Here is a 15,183-nt window from a genome sequence, read left to right as displayed (position 1 = left end):
CTCAGCGCGCGATGCCGCCTGCGGCGAGCACCGCCAACGTCACCAGCTCGCTGGCCGTGCTCGTCATCGGGGCGATCTGCACCGACTTTTCCATGCCGACGAGCATCGGCCCGATCACCGCGTCGCCGCCGAGCTCGCGCAGCAGCTTGGCCGAAATGTTGGCCGATTGCAGCCCCGGCAGGATCAGCACGTTGGCCGGCCCCGACAGCCGCGCGAACGGATAATTGGCGAGCTGCCGGGGGTTGAGCGCAACGTCGGGCGCCATTTCGCCTTCATATTCGAAGCTGACCTTGCGCGCGTCGAGCACCTTCACCGCGGCGCGGATATCGTCGAGCCAATTGCCCTCGGGATTGCCGAAGGTCGAATAGCTGAGGAAGGCGACGCGCGGCTCGTGGCCCATCCGCTTGGCGACCAGCGCGGTGCCCTCGGCGATGTCGGCGAGTTCCTCGGCATTGGGGCGTTCGTTGACCGTGGTATCGGCCATGAACACCGTGTGGCTCTGCCCGACCATCAGATGGATGCCGAACGGCGTGCGGCCCGCCTCGGGATCGATCACGCGGCGGACTTCGCGCATCGTGTGCGCATAGGTGCGCGTGATGCCGGTGATCATCGCGTCGGCTTCGCCGAGCTGGAGCATCACCGCGCCGAAGATGTTGCGATCCTGGTTGATCATCCGCTCGCAATCGCGACGCAGATAGCCGCGGCGCTGGAGCCGGCCATAAAGGAAGTCGACCATCCGCGGCACCAGCGGCGACTTGCGGCTGTTGTGGAGCTCATAGCTATCAGGATCGGTGACGCCCAATGCGCGCAACCGCTCGGGCACGTCGTCGCGCCCGACGAGTACCGGCGTGCCGTAGCCGCCATCCTTGAACGCGATCGCGGCGCGCAGCACGACTTCTTCCTCGCCCTCGGCGAACAGCACGCGCTTGGGATGCGCCTTGGCGCCTTCGTAAGCGAGCGTCAGCACCGAGGTGGTCGGGTTGAGGCGCGCCTTCAATTTCTCGCGATAGGCGTCGAGGTCGAGGATCGGCTTGGTCGCCACGCCCGAATCCATCGCCGCCTTGGCGACCGCGACGGGGACGATCTCCATCAGCCGCGGATCGAACGGCGCGGGGATGATGTAATCGGGGCCGAAGGTGTGGCGCACGCCGTAGGCGACCGCGACTTCCTCGGGTACCTGCTGGCGCGCGAGCGCCGCCAGCGCATGCGCCGCGGCGAGCTTCATCTCGTCGTTGATCGTCGTCGCGCGCACGTCGAGCGCGCCGCGGAAGATGAACGGGAAGCAGAGCACGTTGTTGATCTGGTTCGGATAATCCGATCGCCCGGTCGCGATGATCGCATCGGGGCGCGCCGCCTTGGCTTCCGGCGGGGTGATCTCGGGATCGGGATTGGCCATTGCGAAGATGATCGGCTTGGGCGCCATCTTCATCAGGTCGGCGGCGGGCAAAGCACCCGCGGCGGACACGCCGATGAACACGTCGGCACCGTCGAGCGCCTCGGCGCGCGTGCGCTTTTCGGTGACGACGGCGTGCGCCGACTGCCACTGGTTCACGTCGTCGCGACCCTGATAGATGATGCCGCCCAAATCGACCATCGTCAGATGATCGCTCGGCAGCCCCATTGCCTTGATCAGCTCGGCGCAGGCGATCGCCGCTGCGCCCGCGCCGTTCATCACCACCTTGGTGGTCTTGATGTCGCGGCCCGTCAGGAACAGCGCGTTGATCAGGCCGGCGGCGCAGATGATCGCGGTGCCGTGCTGGTCGTCATGGAACACCGGGATGTTCATCTTGGCGCGCAGCGTCTGCTCGATGATGAAGCATTCGGGCGACTTGATGTCCTCGAGGTTGATGCCGCCAAAGCTCGGCTCCATCAATTCGATCGCGTCGATCAGCCGGTCTGGATCTTCGGTCTTCAGTTCGATGTCGATCGCGTCGACATCGGCAAAGCGCTTGAACAGCACCGCCTTGCCTTCCATCACCGGCTTCGACGCGAGCGCGCCAAGATTGCCGAGCCCGAGGATCGCAGTGCCGTTCGAGATGACCGCAACGAGGTTGCCCTTGGCGGTGTAATCGTAAGCGAGGCTCGGGTCAGCGGCGATCGCCAGCACCGGCACCGCGACGCCCGGCGAATAGGCCAGAGCGAGGTCGCGCTGAGTCGCCATGGGCTTCGACGCGATGATCTCGAGCTTGCCCGGACGCCCCTCCGAATGGAACAGCAGCGCTTCGCGCTCTGAAAACTGGACATTCTGCGGATTGGTGTCTGTGGACATGCTCGGCCTTTCGGAATCGCCTGTGTCTGTAGGCAATGCCTTCCCCCACGTCACCCCGCAGATGCACGCTTCACGATTTGACACGATCGTTCGGCATGACGCGCCGCCAATTCGTTGCTAGTTGCCGGGCGATGGCGAGCACCCCCCCTACCCCGATGATGGCGCAATATCTGGCGCTCAAGGCCGACGCGCGCGATTGCCTGCTGTTCTACCGGATGGGCGATTTCTTCGAGATGTTCTTCGACGATGCGAAGATCGCCGCCGCGGTACTCGACATCGCGCTCACCGCGCGCGGCGAGCATGACGGCGTGCCGATCCCGATGTGCGGCGTCCCGGTCCATGCCGCCGACGCCTATCTCGCGCGGCTGATCAAGGCCGGCCACCGCGTCGCGATCGCCGAGCAGACCGAGAGCCCGGCTGACGCCAAGAAGCGCAGCGGCAAGACGCTCGTCGCGCGCGCGATCGTCCGCGTGGTGACGGCGGGGACGTTGACCGAGGAGGCGCTGCTCGACGCGCGCACCGCGAACTGGTGCGTCGCGATCGGCGAGGCCGCGGGCGGCGTCGCGGTCGCCGCCGCCGACATCTCGACCGGGCGTTTCGAGCTGATCGAGTGCGATGCGGCGAGCCTTGGTGCCGAACTCGCACGGCTCGCGCCGGCCGAGACGATCGCGTCCGAAGCGACGGCGTTTGGCGAAGCGGCGACAATGCTGCGCCCCCGCGCCGATTTCGACAGCGGACGGGGGGAGACGCGGCTCAAGGCGCTGTACGACGTCGCCACGCTCGACGGCTTCGGCCAGTTCGGGCGCGCGGCGCTCGCTGCGGCAGGCGGTCTCGTCGCCTATCTCGACCATACGGCCAAGGGCGCGATCCCCTTCCTGCGCCCCCCACGCCTCGCCCAGACCGCGCAGCAGATGGGGATCGACGCGGCGACGCGCGAAAGCCTTGAACTCACGCAGACCACCAACGGCGCGCGCAAGGGCAGCCTGCTCGACGCGGTCGACCGCACGGTGACGGCGGCAGGCGCGCGACTGCTGGCGGCCGATATCGGCGCGCCGCTGATGGACCGCGGCCGGATCGAGGCGCGGCTCGATCTGGTCACGTTGCTCGCCGAGGATGCGGGGTTGCGCGAGGCCTTGCGCGGGACGCTGCGCAGCATGGCCGACATTGGCCGCGCGCTCGGGCGGCTCGCGGCGGGACGCGGGTCCCCCCGCGATCTCGGGCAATTGCGCGACGGGCTCGACGGCGCATGGCGGCTCGGCGAGCGGCTCGGCAAGATCGAGCAGCCGCCCGCGCTGCTCGGCGAACTCGCGCCCGCGCTGCGCGGTCACGGCGCGCTGATCGACCTGCTGACGCGCGCGCTCGTCGCGAGCCCGCCGATCGACGCCTCGGACGGCGGCTATATCGCGCCGGGCTATGACGCAGCGCTCGATGACCTGCGCGATGCGGGCGCGGGCGGCAGGCGTGCGATCGCCGCGCTCGAGGCAGAATTCCGTAACCGTACCGGCGTCACCGCGCTGAAGATCCGCCATAACGGCGTGCTCGGCTATCATATCGAAGTGCCCGCGCGCTTCGGCGATGCGCTGATGAAACCCGACAGCGGCTTTACCCATCGCCAGACGATGGCGGGCGCGATCCGCTTCAACGCACCCGAACTCCACGAGGTCGCGCTGAAGGTGACGCAGGCCGGCGCACACGCGCTCGCGGCCGAAGCGGCGCATCTCGAGGATCTGATCGCCGCCGCGCTCGCCAAGCGCGAAGCGGTCGCCGCCACCGCGGATGCGCTCGCGCGGCTCGACGTCTCGGCCGGCCTTGCCGAGCGCGCGACCGAAGGCGGCTGGGCGCGCCCTGCCCTTGTCGATCACGCCTGTTTCGACATCGTCGGCGGGCGCCACCCGGTGGTCGAGGACGCGCTCGCAAAACGCGGCGAGCGCTTCGTCGCCAACGATTGCCGCCTGTCCGAAGACTCGCGGCTGTGGCTTGTCACCGGCCCCAACATGGGCGGCAAATCGACCTTCCTGCGCCAGAACGCCGCGATCGCGGTGCTTGCCCAGGCGGGCAGCTACGTCCCCGCCACCGCCGCGACGCTCGGCGTGGTCGATCGGCTGTTCAGCCGCGTCGGCGCGTCGGACAATCTCGCGCGCGGGCGTTCGACCTTCATGGTCGAGATGGTCGAGACCGCCGCGATCCTCGCGCAGGCGACGCCGCGCAGCTTCGTCATCCTCGATGAAGTCGGGCGCGGTACCTCGACCTATGACGGGCTGGCGATCGCCTGGGCGGTGGTCGAGGCGATCCACGAGGATAATCGCTGCCGCTGCCTGTTCGCGACGCATTATCACGAGCTGACGCGGCTCGCCGAGCGCTGCGACGCGCTGACGCTCCATCACGTCCGCGCGCGCGAGTGGAAGGGCGAACTCGTGCTCCTCCACGAAGTGTCCGAGGGGCCCGCCGATCGCAGCTACGGGCTTGCCGTCGCGCGGCTCGCAGGCCTCCCGCCTGCGACGATCGCGCGCGCGAAAGCGGTGCTGAGCAAGCTCGAGGCCGGGCGCGCCAAAACCGGCGGGCTCGCGGCAGGACTCGACGACTTGCCGCTGTTCGCCGCCGCGCTCGAAGTTGCCGAGGAGCAATGCGACGCGATCCGCGCCGAGGTCGAGACGCTTGACGTCGATGCGCTGACGCCGCGCGAGGCGCTCGAGACGCTCTACCGGCTCAAGGCGCTCGCGCGCGAATGACGCGGCACGGTGCGTCGGCGAGACCGGGTACCGCGGCGACCGGATGTCGTCACGATAAATACCGGACGGGGCTGGCGAGCCATTGACCGCCACCGCATCCGCGCGCGCTACGATCGTCATCGGCAAGGTTTACGGAACCAATACTAACAAACATAGGTTGTGCAGCCAGGTTCTTAAAAGGAGGATTGAAATGGCTGAGTATCGCGACACGACCGAAAAGGTTTACGTGGAAAAGAAGAGCAACACCGGCATGGTGATTGGCACGATCATCGTCCTGGCGCTCGTCGTCGTCGGTGTATTGTTCGCGACCGGCTTCTGGAGTGCGAACGTCAAGGGTGGCGAGATGCCGAAGATCAACGTCAGCGCCAAGGAAGGCGCGCTTCCCGATGTCGACGTGAAGTCGAAGGAAGTCGTTGTCGGCACCAAGAAGACCACGGTCGACGTGCCGACCGTTGGCGTCAAGGACGGCGACAAGTAAGCGCCCCTGCACGCTAACAGCGTATTACAGAGCGCCCCGTCAGCAATGGCGGGGCGTTTTTGCATCGGGTTGCCCGCGTGGACGCGCGCAGCCAAACCCCCTATCTGCACGCTATGGCCTCACGCTTCGAATCCGTCCCCCAGCGCCGTGCGATCATCGATCGGCGCGGTCTCGCCGATGCGCTTGCAGCGCTCGAGGGCGACAAGGCCGCGCTGCGCACGCAGGGCACCGCCTTGCTGAAGGCCGCACTCGACGCCGGCCGCGAAGAGATTGCCCGGCGGCTGATCGAACATCCCTCGCGCGGGCTCGAGATCGCCGCGAGCCAGGCGTTCCTCACCGACCAATTGCTGCGGCTGCTCTACGATTTCACGACCGAGCGGCTCTACCCCAACAGCAACCCGACCGCCGCCGAGCGCATCACGATCATCGCGGTCGGCGGCTATGGCCGCGGCGAAATGGCACCCTATTCGGACGTCGACGTCGGGTTTCTGACCCCGTGGAAGCAGACCGGCTGGACCGAGCAAGTCATCGAGACGATGCTCTACGCGCTGTGGGACCTGGGCATGAAGGTCGGCCATAGCAGCCGCTCGCTCGACGAGATGGTGCGCCAGGCCAAGAGCGACGTGACGATCCGCACCGCCTTGCTGGAGGCCCGCTATGTGTGGGGCGACCAGGAGGTCTATGACGAGGCCGCGCGTCGCTTCAAGGCCGAGGTCCAGGCCGACAGCGCGCGCCAGTTCATCGCCGACAAGCTCGCCGAGCGCGACGTGCGCCACCGCAAGATGGGCGACACGCGCTATGTCGTCGAGCCCAACGTCAAGGAAGCCAAAGGCGGCCTGCGCGATCTCCACGCGCTCTTCTGGATCGGCAAGTTCGCCTATAACGTCAGCGAACCCGCCCAACTGGTCGAAGCGGGGCTGCTCAGCCGCGCCGAATATCGTCAGTTCCACCGCGCCGAGAATTTCCTGTGGGCGGTGCGCTGCCACCTTCACGACATATCGGGCCGCGCCGAGGACCGCCTGACCTTCGACCTGCAGCGCGAGATTGCCGAACGGATGCGCTTTGCCGATCGACCGGGCAAATCCAAGGTCGAGCGCTTCATGCAATTCTACTTCCTGCAGGCGCGGACGGCAGGCGACCTTACCGGCGTGTTCCTTGCGCATCTCGACGAGAAGTTCGCTGCGCGCGGGCGTCGCTTCGGGTTGCCGACGCTGCGCCGGTCCCCCCGCAAGCTCAACGGCTTCATCGTCAACCGCGGGCGCCTGGCGATCCCGAGCGACGACTTCCTTGCGGAGAAACCGACGCGGCTGCTCGAACTGTTCGCGCTCGCCGACAAGCATGGCCTCGAAATCCACCCGCTGACGATGCGCGCCACCGCGCGCGACGCCAAGCTCGCCGACGACATCCGCCAGGACCCGACCGCCAACGCGCTGTTCCTCGACGTGCTGACCTCGCCGCGCGACCCGGAAATCGTACTGCGCTGGATGAACGAAGCCGGCGTGTTCGGCCGCTTCGTTCCGGATTTCGCCCGCGTCGTCGCGCAGATGCAGTTCGACATGTATCACCACTACACCGTCGACGAACACACGATCCGTGCGATCGGGCTGCTTGCAAAGATCGAGCATGGCGATCTCGAGGTCGACCATCCGCTCGCGACGGTCTTGCTCCATCAGATCGTGTCGCGCCGCGCGCTGTATGTCGCGGTGCTGCTCCACGATATCGCCAAGGGCCGCGGCGGCGACCATTCGATCCTCGGCGCCGAGGTGGCGCACAAGCTGTGCCCGCGCTTCGGCCTGTCGCCCGCCGAAACCGAAACCGTCGCCTGGCTCGTGCGCTTCCACCTGCTGATGTCGGCGACCGCGTTCAAGCGCGATTTGTCGGACTTCAAGACGATCCTCGACTTCACCGAGATCGTGCAAAGCCCCGAGCGGCTTCGGCTGCTGCTGCTGCTGACCGTCGTCGATATTCGCGCGGTCGGGCCAGGCGTGTGGAACGGCTGGAAGCGGCAGTTGCTCGCGACGCTCTACGACTCGGCCGAGGAAGTGCTGCGGCTCGGGCACAAACAGAAGGGCCGTAGCGAGCGCGTCGCGGTCAAGCAGGCGGCGTTGCGCGATCTGCTCGGCTGGAGCACGGCGCATTTCGACGCGCTGATCCGTCGGCTGCCCGAGCCCTATTGGGTGGCCGAGCCCGAGGACGTGATCGCCCGCAATGCGCGCTTGGTGGAGGAAGCCGGAGACGCGCAGCTATCGATCGCAGCGCAAGTCTATCCCGAGCGCGGCGCAACGCTCGTGACGATCTACGCGGCCGATCATCCCGGGCTGTTCTACCGCATTGCCGGCGCAATCAGCGTGGCGGGCGGCAACATCATCGACGCGCGGATTCACACCACGCGCGACGGCATGGCACTCGACAATTTCCTCGTCCAGGATCCGTTCGGCCGTCCGTTCGACGAAGCCGGGCAACTTGCTCGACTGAAACAGGCGATCGAGGACGCGCTCGCCAATCGCGGCAAGATGATTGATCGGCTGATGGCGAAGCCGCTTCCCCGTCCGCGCGCAGAAGCCTTCGCGATCGCACCCAACGTGCTGATCGACAACAAGGCGTCGAACCGCTTCACCGTCATCGAGGTCAATGCGCGTGACCGGCCGGCGCTGCTCCACCAGCTCGCCTACACGCTGTTCCAGTCGCGGGTGACGATCCATTCGGCGCATGTCGCAACCTATGGCGAGCGCGCGGTCGACACTTTCTATCTGACCGATCTGACCGGCGACAAGATCGCTGCGGCGGCGCGGCTCAAGACGATCGAGCGGCGCTTACTCGCCGCCGCGGCCGGGGAGCGGATGGCCGACGCGGCATGAGTCGCGATGCGCGGACGGCTTGTCGCCGCGGCGGGCGGCGTGGCATGGGCAGAGCGTGACCATCCAACCGCAGATCCTGGTCGACGCCGATGCCTGCCCGGTGAAGGACGAGATCTACCGCGTCGCGTACCGCGTCGACGTGCCGGTGATCGTGGTAAGCAACATGCACCTGCGCATCCCGGTCCATCCGCTGATCTCGCGCGTCGTCGTCGATTCGGGGTTCGATGCCGCCGACGACTGGATCGCCGAGCATGCGCATGCCGCGACGATCGTCGTGACCGCCGATATCCTGCTCGCCGATCGCTGTCTCAAGGCCGGCGCGGTGGTGATCGGGCCGACCGGCAAGGCCTTCACCAGCAGCTCGATCGGCAGCGCGATCGCGGTGCGCGCGATCATGGCGGATCTGCGCGCCGGCGGCGAGCAGACCGGCGGCCCGGCGCCGTTCCGCAAGGAGGATCGCTCGCGCTTCCTCTCGGCGCTCGATCTGGCGATCAGCCGAGTGCTGCGCGCGCGCTGACCCCGCTGCGCTGCGCCATTGGCGATCGCCCCGATCTGCCGTAAACCCCTGGGGGATAATCGATTCCCGCGACGCATCTTGCCCACGCATGCACGAAAGGAACGATCGATGCCGGTACTCGGAATTGGCGGCCTGTTTTTCCGCAGCAAGGATCCGGACGCACTGTCCGAATGGTATCGCCACCACCTCGGGGTCGGTGCGGGGTGCGTCTCGGTCGAGGGTGCGACCCCCGACGAATGGGCGTGGCAAGCGCAAGGCGGCCCCCTGGTGTTCGCGCCGTTTGCCGACGACACCGATTATTTCACGCGCGACAAGCCGTACATGCTCAATTTGCGCGTCCGCGATCTTGAAGGGCTGACGATCGCGCTCGGCCTGGCGGGGATCGAAGTCGTGACCAACGAGGATTGGAACGATCCGGCAGTCGGGCGCTTCGTGCGCATTCACGACCCCGAGGGCAATCCGATCGAGCTGTGGGAGCCGACCGTGCCGCCCGAGCACCCGGCCCGCTGAGCCAGGCGAACCCGCCGGCTCCGCTACAAAAAAGACGGCCCGCCCCTCGCAATCGAGGAGCGGGCCGCCCTTAATCCAGCATTAGGCGCGTCAGAAGCGCGAGCGCAGCGTCACGCCGTAGGTGCGCGGCTCGGCGAGGAAGGCCGAGTAGAGCGCATTGCCCGTTCCGCCGAAGCTTGCGACGTTGGCCGACGAGCCAGCGCCCTGGAACGGCGTGTTGAACGCGACCTGGATGTACTGCTTGTTGAACACGTTCTGTGCCCAGAACTCGATCGCCCACAGCTGATCCTTGCCGCGGATGCCGAGACGCGCATTGACCAGCGCAAAGCCGTCCTGCTTCTTCTCGGGCGCCAGATCCGACCCGGTGTTATAGTCGGAGGTCATGCGGCTATCGACATAGACCAAGCCAGACATGCCGTTCGAGCCGAGATCGGGCGTCCACGCCGCCGACGTCGTCACGACGTGACGCGGGGCGTTCGACAGCTGGCTGCCGGGGAGCAGGAACAACGCCGGATCGAGCGGTGCACCCGCCGAGTTGCCGACCAGATTGCGCGCAATCTTGGTGTCGGCGAAGGTGTAGCCTGCCGTCACCTGGAACTGGCGGATCGGCGTCATCGTCGCTTCGAGCTCGACGCCCTGCGAGATCACGCCGGGCTTGTCCGCCTTGCCCGTGCACTGGCCGGTCGCGGCCAGATTGTCGGTGTCGCCGCCGTTGAGGCTGGTCGAGCAGCCGATCAGGTTCTGCACGACGAAGACCGAGCCGTTGAAGGTGTTGAGCTGGAAGTTCTTGAACTCCGACCGGAACGCCGCGACGTTGAGGCTGAAGCCGCGCGTCTTGAACTTGGCGCCGAGTTCGTAGCTGTTGACCGTTTCCGCCGCAAACCGCAGCGCCGCCGCATCGGCATTGCTGCGCGGGCTGAACACGCCCGATGCACCGCCGAGTGGCGAGCGATCGAGGTTGTAGCCGCCCGACTTGTAGCCCTTGGCATAAGACGCATAGGTCAGCAGGCTGGGGATCGGCTTCCACGACAGCACCGCCGTACCCGTCACCTTACCCTCGCCGAAATTGTTCTGCAGGTTGAGTGCGTTGAGCGACGAGGACGAGTTGCCGGTGCAGCTCAGCGTCAGGATGCCGCCGATAAAGCCCTTGGCCGATGCCGGGACAGCGGCGCTGCTCAGCAGCGGTCCCAGATTGGCCTGCTGCACGGGGCAGACCGTGTTGGTGTTGTTGAAGTTCGCGCTGAAGGTCTTGGCTTCGTGCGTGTAGCGCGCGCCGAGCGTCAGCGAGACGGTGTCGGTGATGTGGAAGATGTTGTGCGTGAAGAACGCGTAATTCTCGCTCTTCTGGCGATAGACCGAACCGTTGTCGCCGACGTTGTTGACGCCGCCGCCGAGGCCCGGGCCACCCGTCAGGCGATCGAGCCCGCCGAGCACTGCGGGTGCCAGCGTACCGAACGCGCCAGTGACCGTCGCGCGGCCGATGGGCGAAAGGCAACCAGGCGCCCCGTTGTCCTGCAGCGCGGCATTCTGGCTGATGTTGGTGACCAGACGGCACGCGGCGAACGCGCCGTAATTCGCGCCGAACACCGCGTTGTCGACAACGCGGAGCGTCTCCTTCGAGTAGAAGCCGCCGACGAGCCAGTCGAGCTTGTCGCCGAAGGCCGACCCCTGGAGGCGCGCTTCCTGCGTGAAGGTGTGGAACTGGCGGTAGGCGTTGCCGTCGGCCGCGCGGTGCGTCAGATCGATATTGGTGTAGTCGACGTCACCGGCATTGCCGGATTTGTATTCGCGGTATGCAGTGATCGAGGTCAGCGTCGCGCCGCCGAGATTCCAGTCGGCCTGGAGCGACCCGCCATAGTCGACCGTCGTGTTGCGATACGTCTGGCCCGGCGTGATCGCGACTTCGCGGTTGAAGGTGCCCGGCGTGTTGCCGGCCAGCGGATAGGTCGCACCGGCACGGCGCAGGATGTCGACGATCGGATTGGCCGGGCTTACCGAAACGGCGCGGTCGTCATTGACCGAGCTGCCATTGGCCTGGACCGCATTCGCGGTCGGATCGAAGGTCTGCTTCTGGCTGTAATAGGTCGCGCCGCAGCAGCTTTCCTTGCGGTGCGAATAATCGCCGATCAGGCGGAAGCTGAGGTCGGCGGTCGGCTTGAACAGCAATTGCCCACGGACGAAGTAGCGGTCGCGATTGTTGACGCGCGACTCTGTACCGTTCGCCGGGTTGACCGTGCGGTAGAAGCCATCGCGATTGACGTAGACGCCGTCGAGACGGAACGCGAGCTGGTCGGTGATCGGCCCGGTGATCCCGCCAGCAAGGCGCTTCTGGTCGTAATTGCCGTAGGTGCCCTCGGCATAGCCGCCGAAGGTGAATTTCGGCGATGCGGTGATGATGTTGATGAGGCCGGCCGATGCGTTGCGGCCGAACAACGTGCCCTGTGGCCCGCGCAGCACTTCGACGCGGTCGATCTCGCCGAGTTCGTTGAGACCGACGCCGGTGCGGCTGCGATAGACGCCGTCGATGAACACCGCGACCGAGCTTTCGAGACCGGGATTGTCGCCGACGGTGCCGACGCCGCGGATACGCGCCGAGGCGTTCGATTCGCTGCCGGTCGAGGAAATCAGCAGCGACGGCGCCAGCTGGTTGAGCGCGCGAATGTCGGAACCGCCAGAATTCTGCAGCGATTCCTGCCCGACGGCCGAGACCGCGATCGGCACGTTCGACAGACGCTCGGAGCGGCGCGTCGCGGTGACGATGATGTCGCCGGCATTGTTGTCCTGGGTGGCGGCGGGAGCGGTTGCGGAGGTTCCGACCTGTGCGTCTTGTTGCGTGGTGGCGGGGGCAGTCTGGGCGAAAGCAGGTGCCGAGATCGCGACAGCAGCGACCGACAATAAGTACGCGGTTTTGCGCATTTCAGAACTCTCCAACGTTTTTTAGTTTTTTGGGTATTGTCGCCCCGAATAGCTACGCAAGGCTGAGCGTAAAGCAAAAAGCCCTGCGGAAACACGATTTAGAAGATAGGTGATGTAGTATGGCCACACCGGCCCAGCCGCGCGCGCGATGGCGGCCCCGAAATGACGCTACGTAATGCTGGGAATGCCCCGGGCCGGCGCGCAAACGCGTCGGCCAGCCCGGAAAAGGTTGTATTTCAGGACTTATTTGGGCGCGAGCACCATCAGCATCTGACGGCCTTCCATGCGCGGATAGGCCTCGACCTTGGCGGTCTCGGCGACATCGGCCTGGACGCGCTGGAGGAGGACCATGCCGAGCTGGCCGTGGCTCAATTCACGCCCGCGGAAGCGCAGCGTGATCTTGACCTTGTCGCCCTCGTCGATGAACTCGAGCACCTTCTTCATCTTGGTGTCATAGTCATTGTCATCGATGTTCGGACGCATCTTGATCTCCTTGATCTCCTGCGTCTTCTGCGATTTCCGCGCGAGGTTGGCCTTCTTCTGCGCCTCGTACTTGAACTTGCCGACATCAAGGAACTTGGCGACGGGCGGATCGGCGTTGGGCGACACTTCGACCAGGTCGAGACCGACCTCGCGCGCCTGCTCCATCGCCTCGCGGGTGTACATCACACCGAGGTTCTCACCGTCCTGGTCGATCACGCGAACCTTGGGCGATACAATGAATTCGTTGAAGCGAGGGCCATTCATCGGCGGCGCCTGGCGGGTCATCGGGGGTCGGATAGGTGTAGCTCCTGCGATTGTTTCAGGGACGATATAGGGCTTTTTCGGGCAAAACGAAAGGTGGCGTCGCGCATCTTCGTCGCGCGCTCCCCGGCGAAGGCCGGGGAGCGCAACCCGGTTACAGATCCGGGGCCTTGGCCGCCTCGGTCAGCATCGCGATCGCGTCGTCGAGCGTCAGGAACTGCTGGCGGTCGCTGCCCAATTGCCGCAGCGCGACCTTGCCTTCCTCGGCCTCGCGCTTGCCGACGACGAGCAGGTTGGGAACCTTCGCCAGCGAATGCTCGCGCACCTTGTAGTTGATCTTCTCGTTGCGCAGATCGGTTTCGACGCGGATCCCCGCCGCCTTGAGTTTCTCGGCGACCTCGCGCGCGTAATCGTCGGCGTCGGAGACGATCGTCGCGACCACCGCCTGCACCGGCGACAGCCACAGCGGGAAGCGCCCGGCGTGATGCTCGATCAGGATGCCGATGAAGCGCTCGAACGTGCCGAGAATCGCGCGGTGGAGCATGATCGGGCGATGCCGCTCGCCATCCGCGCCGACGTACGATGCGTCGAGTCGCTCGGGCAGCACGCGGTCCGACTGGATCGTACCGACCTGCCAAGTCCGCCCGATCGCATCGGTCAGGTGGAATTCGAGCTTGGGCGCATAGAAGGCCCCCTCGCCCGGCAGTTCCTCGAACTTGGCCTTGATCGAATCGCTGAGCTTCGATCCGAGCACCGCCTTGCGCAGTTCGTCCTCGGCCGTGTCCCACATCTCTTCGCTGCCGAAGCGCTTGTCGGGACGCAGCGCGAGCTTAACCGCATAATCCTCGAACCCGAGGTCGCGGTACACGCTGTCGAGCAGCTCGCAGAATTGCTGCACCTCGGCGACGAGCTGGTCCTCGCGCACGAAGATATGCGCATCGTCCTGCGTGAACTGGCGGACGCGCATAATGCCGTGGAGCGCGCCGTGCGGCTCGTTGCGATGGCAGCAGCCGAACTCGGCCATGCGGATCGGCAGGTCGCGATACGATTTGATCCCCTGGCGGAAGATCAGCACGTGCGCCGGGCAATTCATCGGCTTCAGCGCCATCAGGTCGGCGGTGCCGCTGAAGATCGCGGCGTCATCCTCGGTATTGGGGATCTCGTCGGGCACTACGAACATGTTCTCGCGATACTTGCCCCAATGCCCCGACTGCTCCCACTGGCGCGCGTCCATCAGCTGCGGCGTCTTGACCTCGGCATAGCCCGCCGCATCGAGCCGGCGGCGCATATAGGCTTCCAGCTGCCGCCACAGGATGAAGCCCTTGGGGTGCCAGAACACCGAGCCCTGCGCCTCGGACTGGAGGTGGAACAGGTCCATCTCCTGCCCGATCTTGCGATGGTCGCGCTTGCCGGCCTCCTCGAGCATCGTGAGATGCGCGTCGAGCTGCTTCTTGTTGAGCCAGCCGGTGCCATAGACGCGGCTGAGCATCGCGTTCTTCTGGTCGCCGCGCCAATACGCACCCGAGACGCGCGTCAGCTTGAACGCGTTGGGGTCGAGCTTGCCGGTCGAGGCGAGATGCGGTCCGCGGCACATGTCGAGCCAGGCGCCGGGGCCGTTGCCCGCCTTGTAGACCGTCAGTTCCTCGCCCTCGGGGAGTTCGGCGGCCCATTCGGCCTTGAAGGTCTCGCCCTCGGCCTGCCAGCGCGCGATCAGATCGGCGCGGCTCCACACTTCGCGGATCAGCGGCTCGTTCTTGGCAATGATGCGGCGCATCTCGGCCTCGATCGCGGGCAGATCCTCGTCGGTGAAGGGGCGATCCTTCGGCGCGAAGTCATAATAGAAGCCGTCGTCGGTCGAGGGACCGAAGGTGATCTGCGTGCCGGGGAAGAGATGCTGGACCGCTTCGGCGAGGACGTGCGCGAAATCGTGGCGCGCGAGTTCGAGCGCATCGGCCTCGTCCTTCGAGGTCACCAGCGCCAGCTGCGTGTCGCCCTCGAACGGGCGCATGATGTCGCGCAGCTCGCCGTCGATCCGCGCGGCGATGGCGGCCTTGGCGAGGCCGGGACCGATCGCAGCGGCCACATCGGCCGGGGTAGTCCCCGGGGCTACCTCGCGGACGGAACCGTCGGGCAGCGTGATGCGGAACATGGCGGACATTATC

9 protein-coding genes are annotated in these 15,183 nt (G+C 66.2%); 5 read left to right on the top strand and 4 right to left on the bottom strand.

Annotated elements, in window-relative coordinates; genetic code table 11:
* Position 1 precedes the first annotated feature (1 nt).
* On the bottom strand, positions 2 to 2,269 hold the full coding sequence (locus tag ABIB28_RS11795) for an NADP-dependent malic enzyme (RefSeq protein WP_133190331.1): 2,268 nt from the start codon (positions 2,267 to 2,269) through the stop codon (positions 2 to 4).
* A 155-nt stretch (positions 2,270 to 2,424) separates the two neighbouring features.
* Here ABIB28_RS11795 and mutS point away from each other — a divergent pair, with 155 nt between their 5' ends.
* The 5 genes from mutS to ABIB28_RS11770 all read left to right on the top strand — a co-directional run bounded on the left by mutS (position 2,425) and on the right by ABIB28_RS11770 (position 9,361).
* Entirely contained in the window at positions 2,425 to 4,998 is a 2,574-nt protein-coding gene (mutS, locus tag ABIB28_RS11790; RefSeq protein ID WP_354288320.1) for a DNA mismatch repair protein MutS, read from the top strand.
* Between the two features lie 190 nt (positions 4,999 to 5,188).
* Complete coding sequence (locus tag ABIB28_RS11785) at positions 5,189 to 5,476, top strand: hypothetical protein (protein ID WP_354288270.1); 288 nt, start codon at positions 5,189 to 5,191, stop codon at positions 5,474 to 5,476.
* 113 nt (positions 5,477 to 5,589) lie between these two features.
* On the top strand, positions 5,590 to 8,334 hold the full coding sequence (locus tag ABIB28_RS11780) for a [protein-PII] uridylyltransferase (RefSeq protein WP_354288269.1): 2,745 nt from the start codon (positions 5,590 to 5,592) through the stop codon (positions 8,332 to 8,334).
* A 55-nt stretch (positions 8,335 to 8,389) separates the two neighbouring features.
* A complete protein-coding gene (locus ABIB28_RS11775; protein WP_354288268.1) occupies positions 8,390 to 8,851 on the top strand; it encodes a YaiI/YqxD family protein in 462 nt (153 codons plus the stop codon).
* A 108-nt stretch (positions 8,852 to 8,959) separates the two neighbouring features.
* Positions 8,960 to 9,361, top strand: a complete 402-nt coding sequence (locus tag ABIB28_RS11770; protein ID WP_354288267.1) for a VOC family protein — start codon at positions 8,960 to 8,962, stop codon at positions 9,359 to 9,361.
* 90 nt (positions 9,362 to 9,451) lie between these two features.
* Here the strand turns inward: ABIB28_RS11770 and ABIB28_RS11765 are convergent, their stop codons facing one another.
* The 3 genes from ABIB28_RS11765 to thrS all read right to left on the bottom strand — a co-directional run bounded on the left by ABIB28_RS11765 (position 9,452) and on the right by thrS (position 15,179).
* A complete protein-coding gene (locus tag ABIB28_RS11765) occupies positions 9,452 to 12,277 on the bottom strand; it encodes a TonB-dependent receptor (protein ID WP_322160708.1) in 2,826 nt (941 codons plus the stop codon).
* 243 nt (positions 12,278 to 12,520) lie between these two features.
* Positions 12,521 to 13,024: a translation initiation factor IF-3 gene (infC, locus tag ABIB28_RS11760; protein ID WP_354288266.1), complete on the bottom strand. Its 504-nt coding sequence runs from the start codon at positions 13,022 to 13,024 to the stop codon at positions 12,521 to 12,523.
* 151 nt (positions 13,025 to 13,175) lie between these two features.
* Complete coding sequence (gene thrS / locus ABIB28_RS11755) at positions 13,176 to 15,179, bottom strand: threonine--tRNA ligase (protein ID WP_354288265.1); 2,004 nt, start codon at positions 15,177 to 15,179, stop codon at positions 13,176 to 13,178.
* Between the last annotated feature and the right edge of the window lie 4 nt (positions 15,180 to 15,183).

The sequence above is a fragment of the Sphingomonas sp. UYEF23 genome, from assembly GCF_040546165.1.
Classification (GTDB): domain Bacteria; phylum Pseudomonadota; class Alphaproteobacteria; order Sphingomonadales; family Sphingomonadaceae; genus Sphingomonas; species Sphingomonas glacialis.
This window is presented reverse-complemented; position numbering and strand designations above follow the sequence as displayed.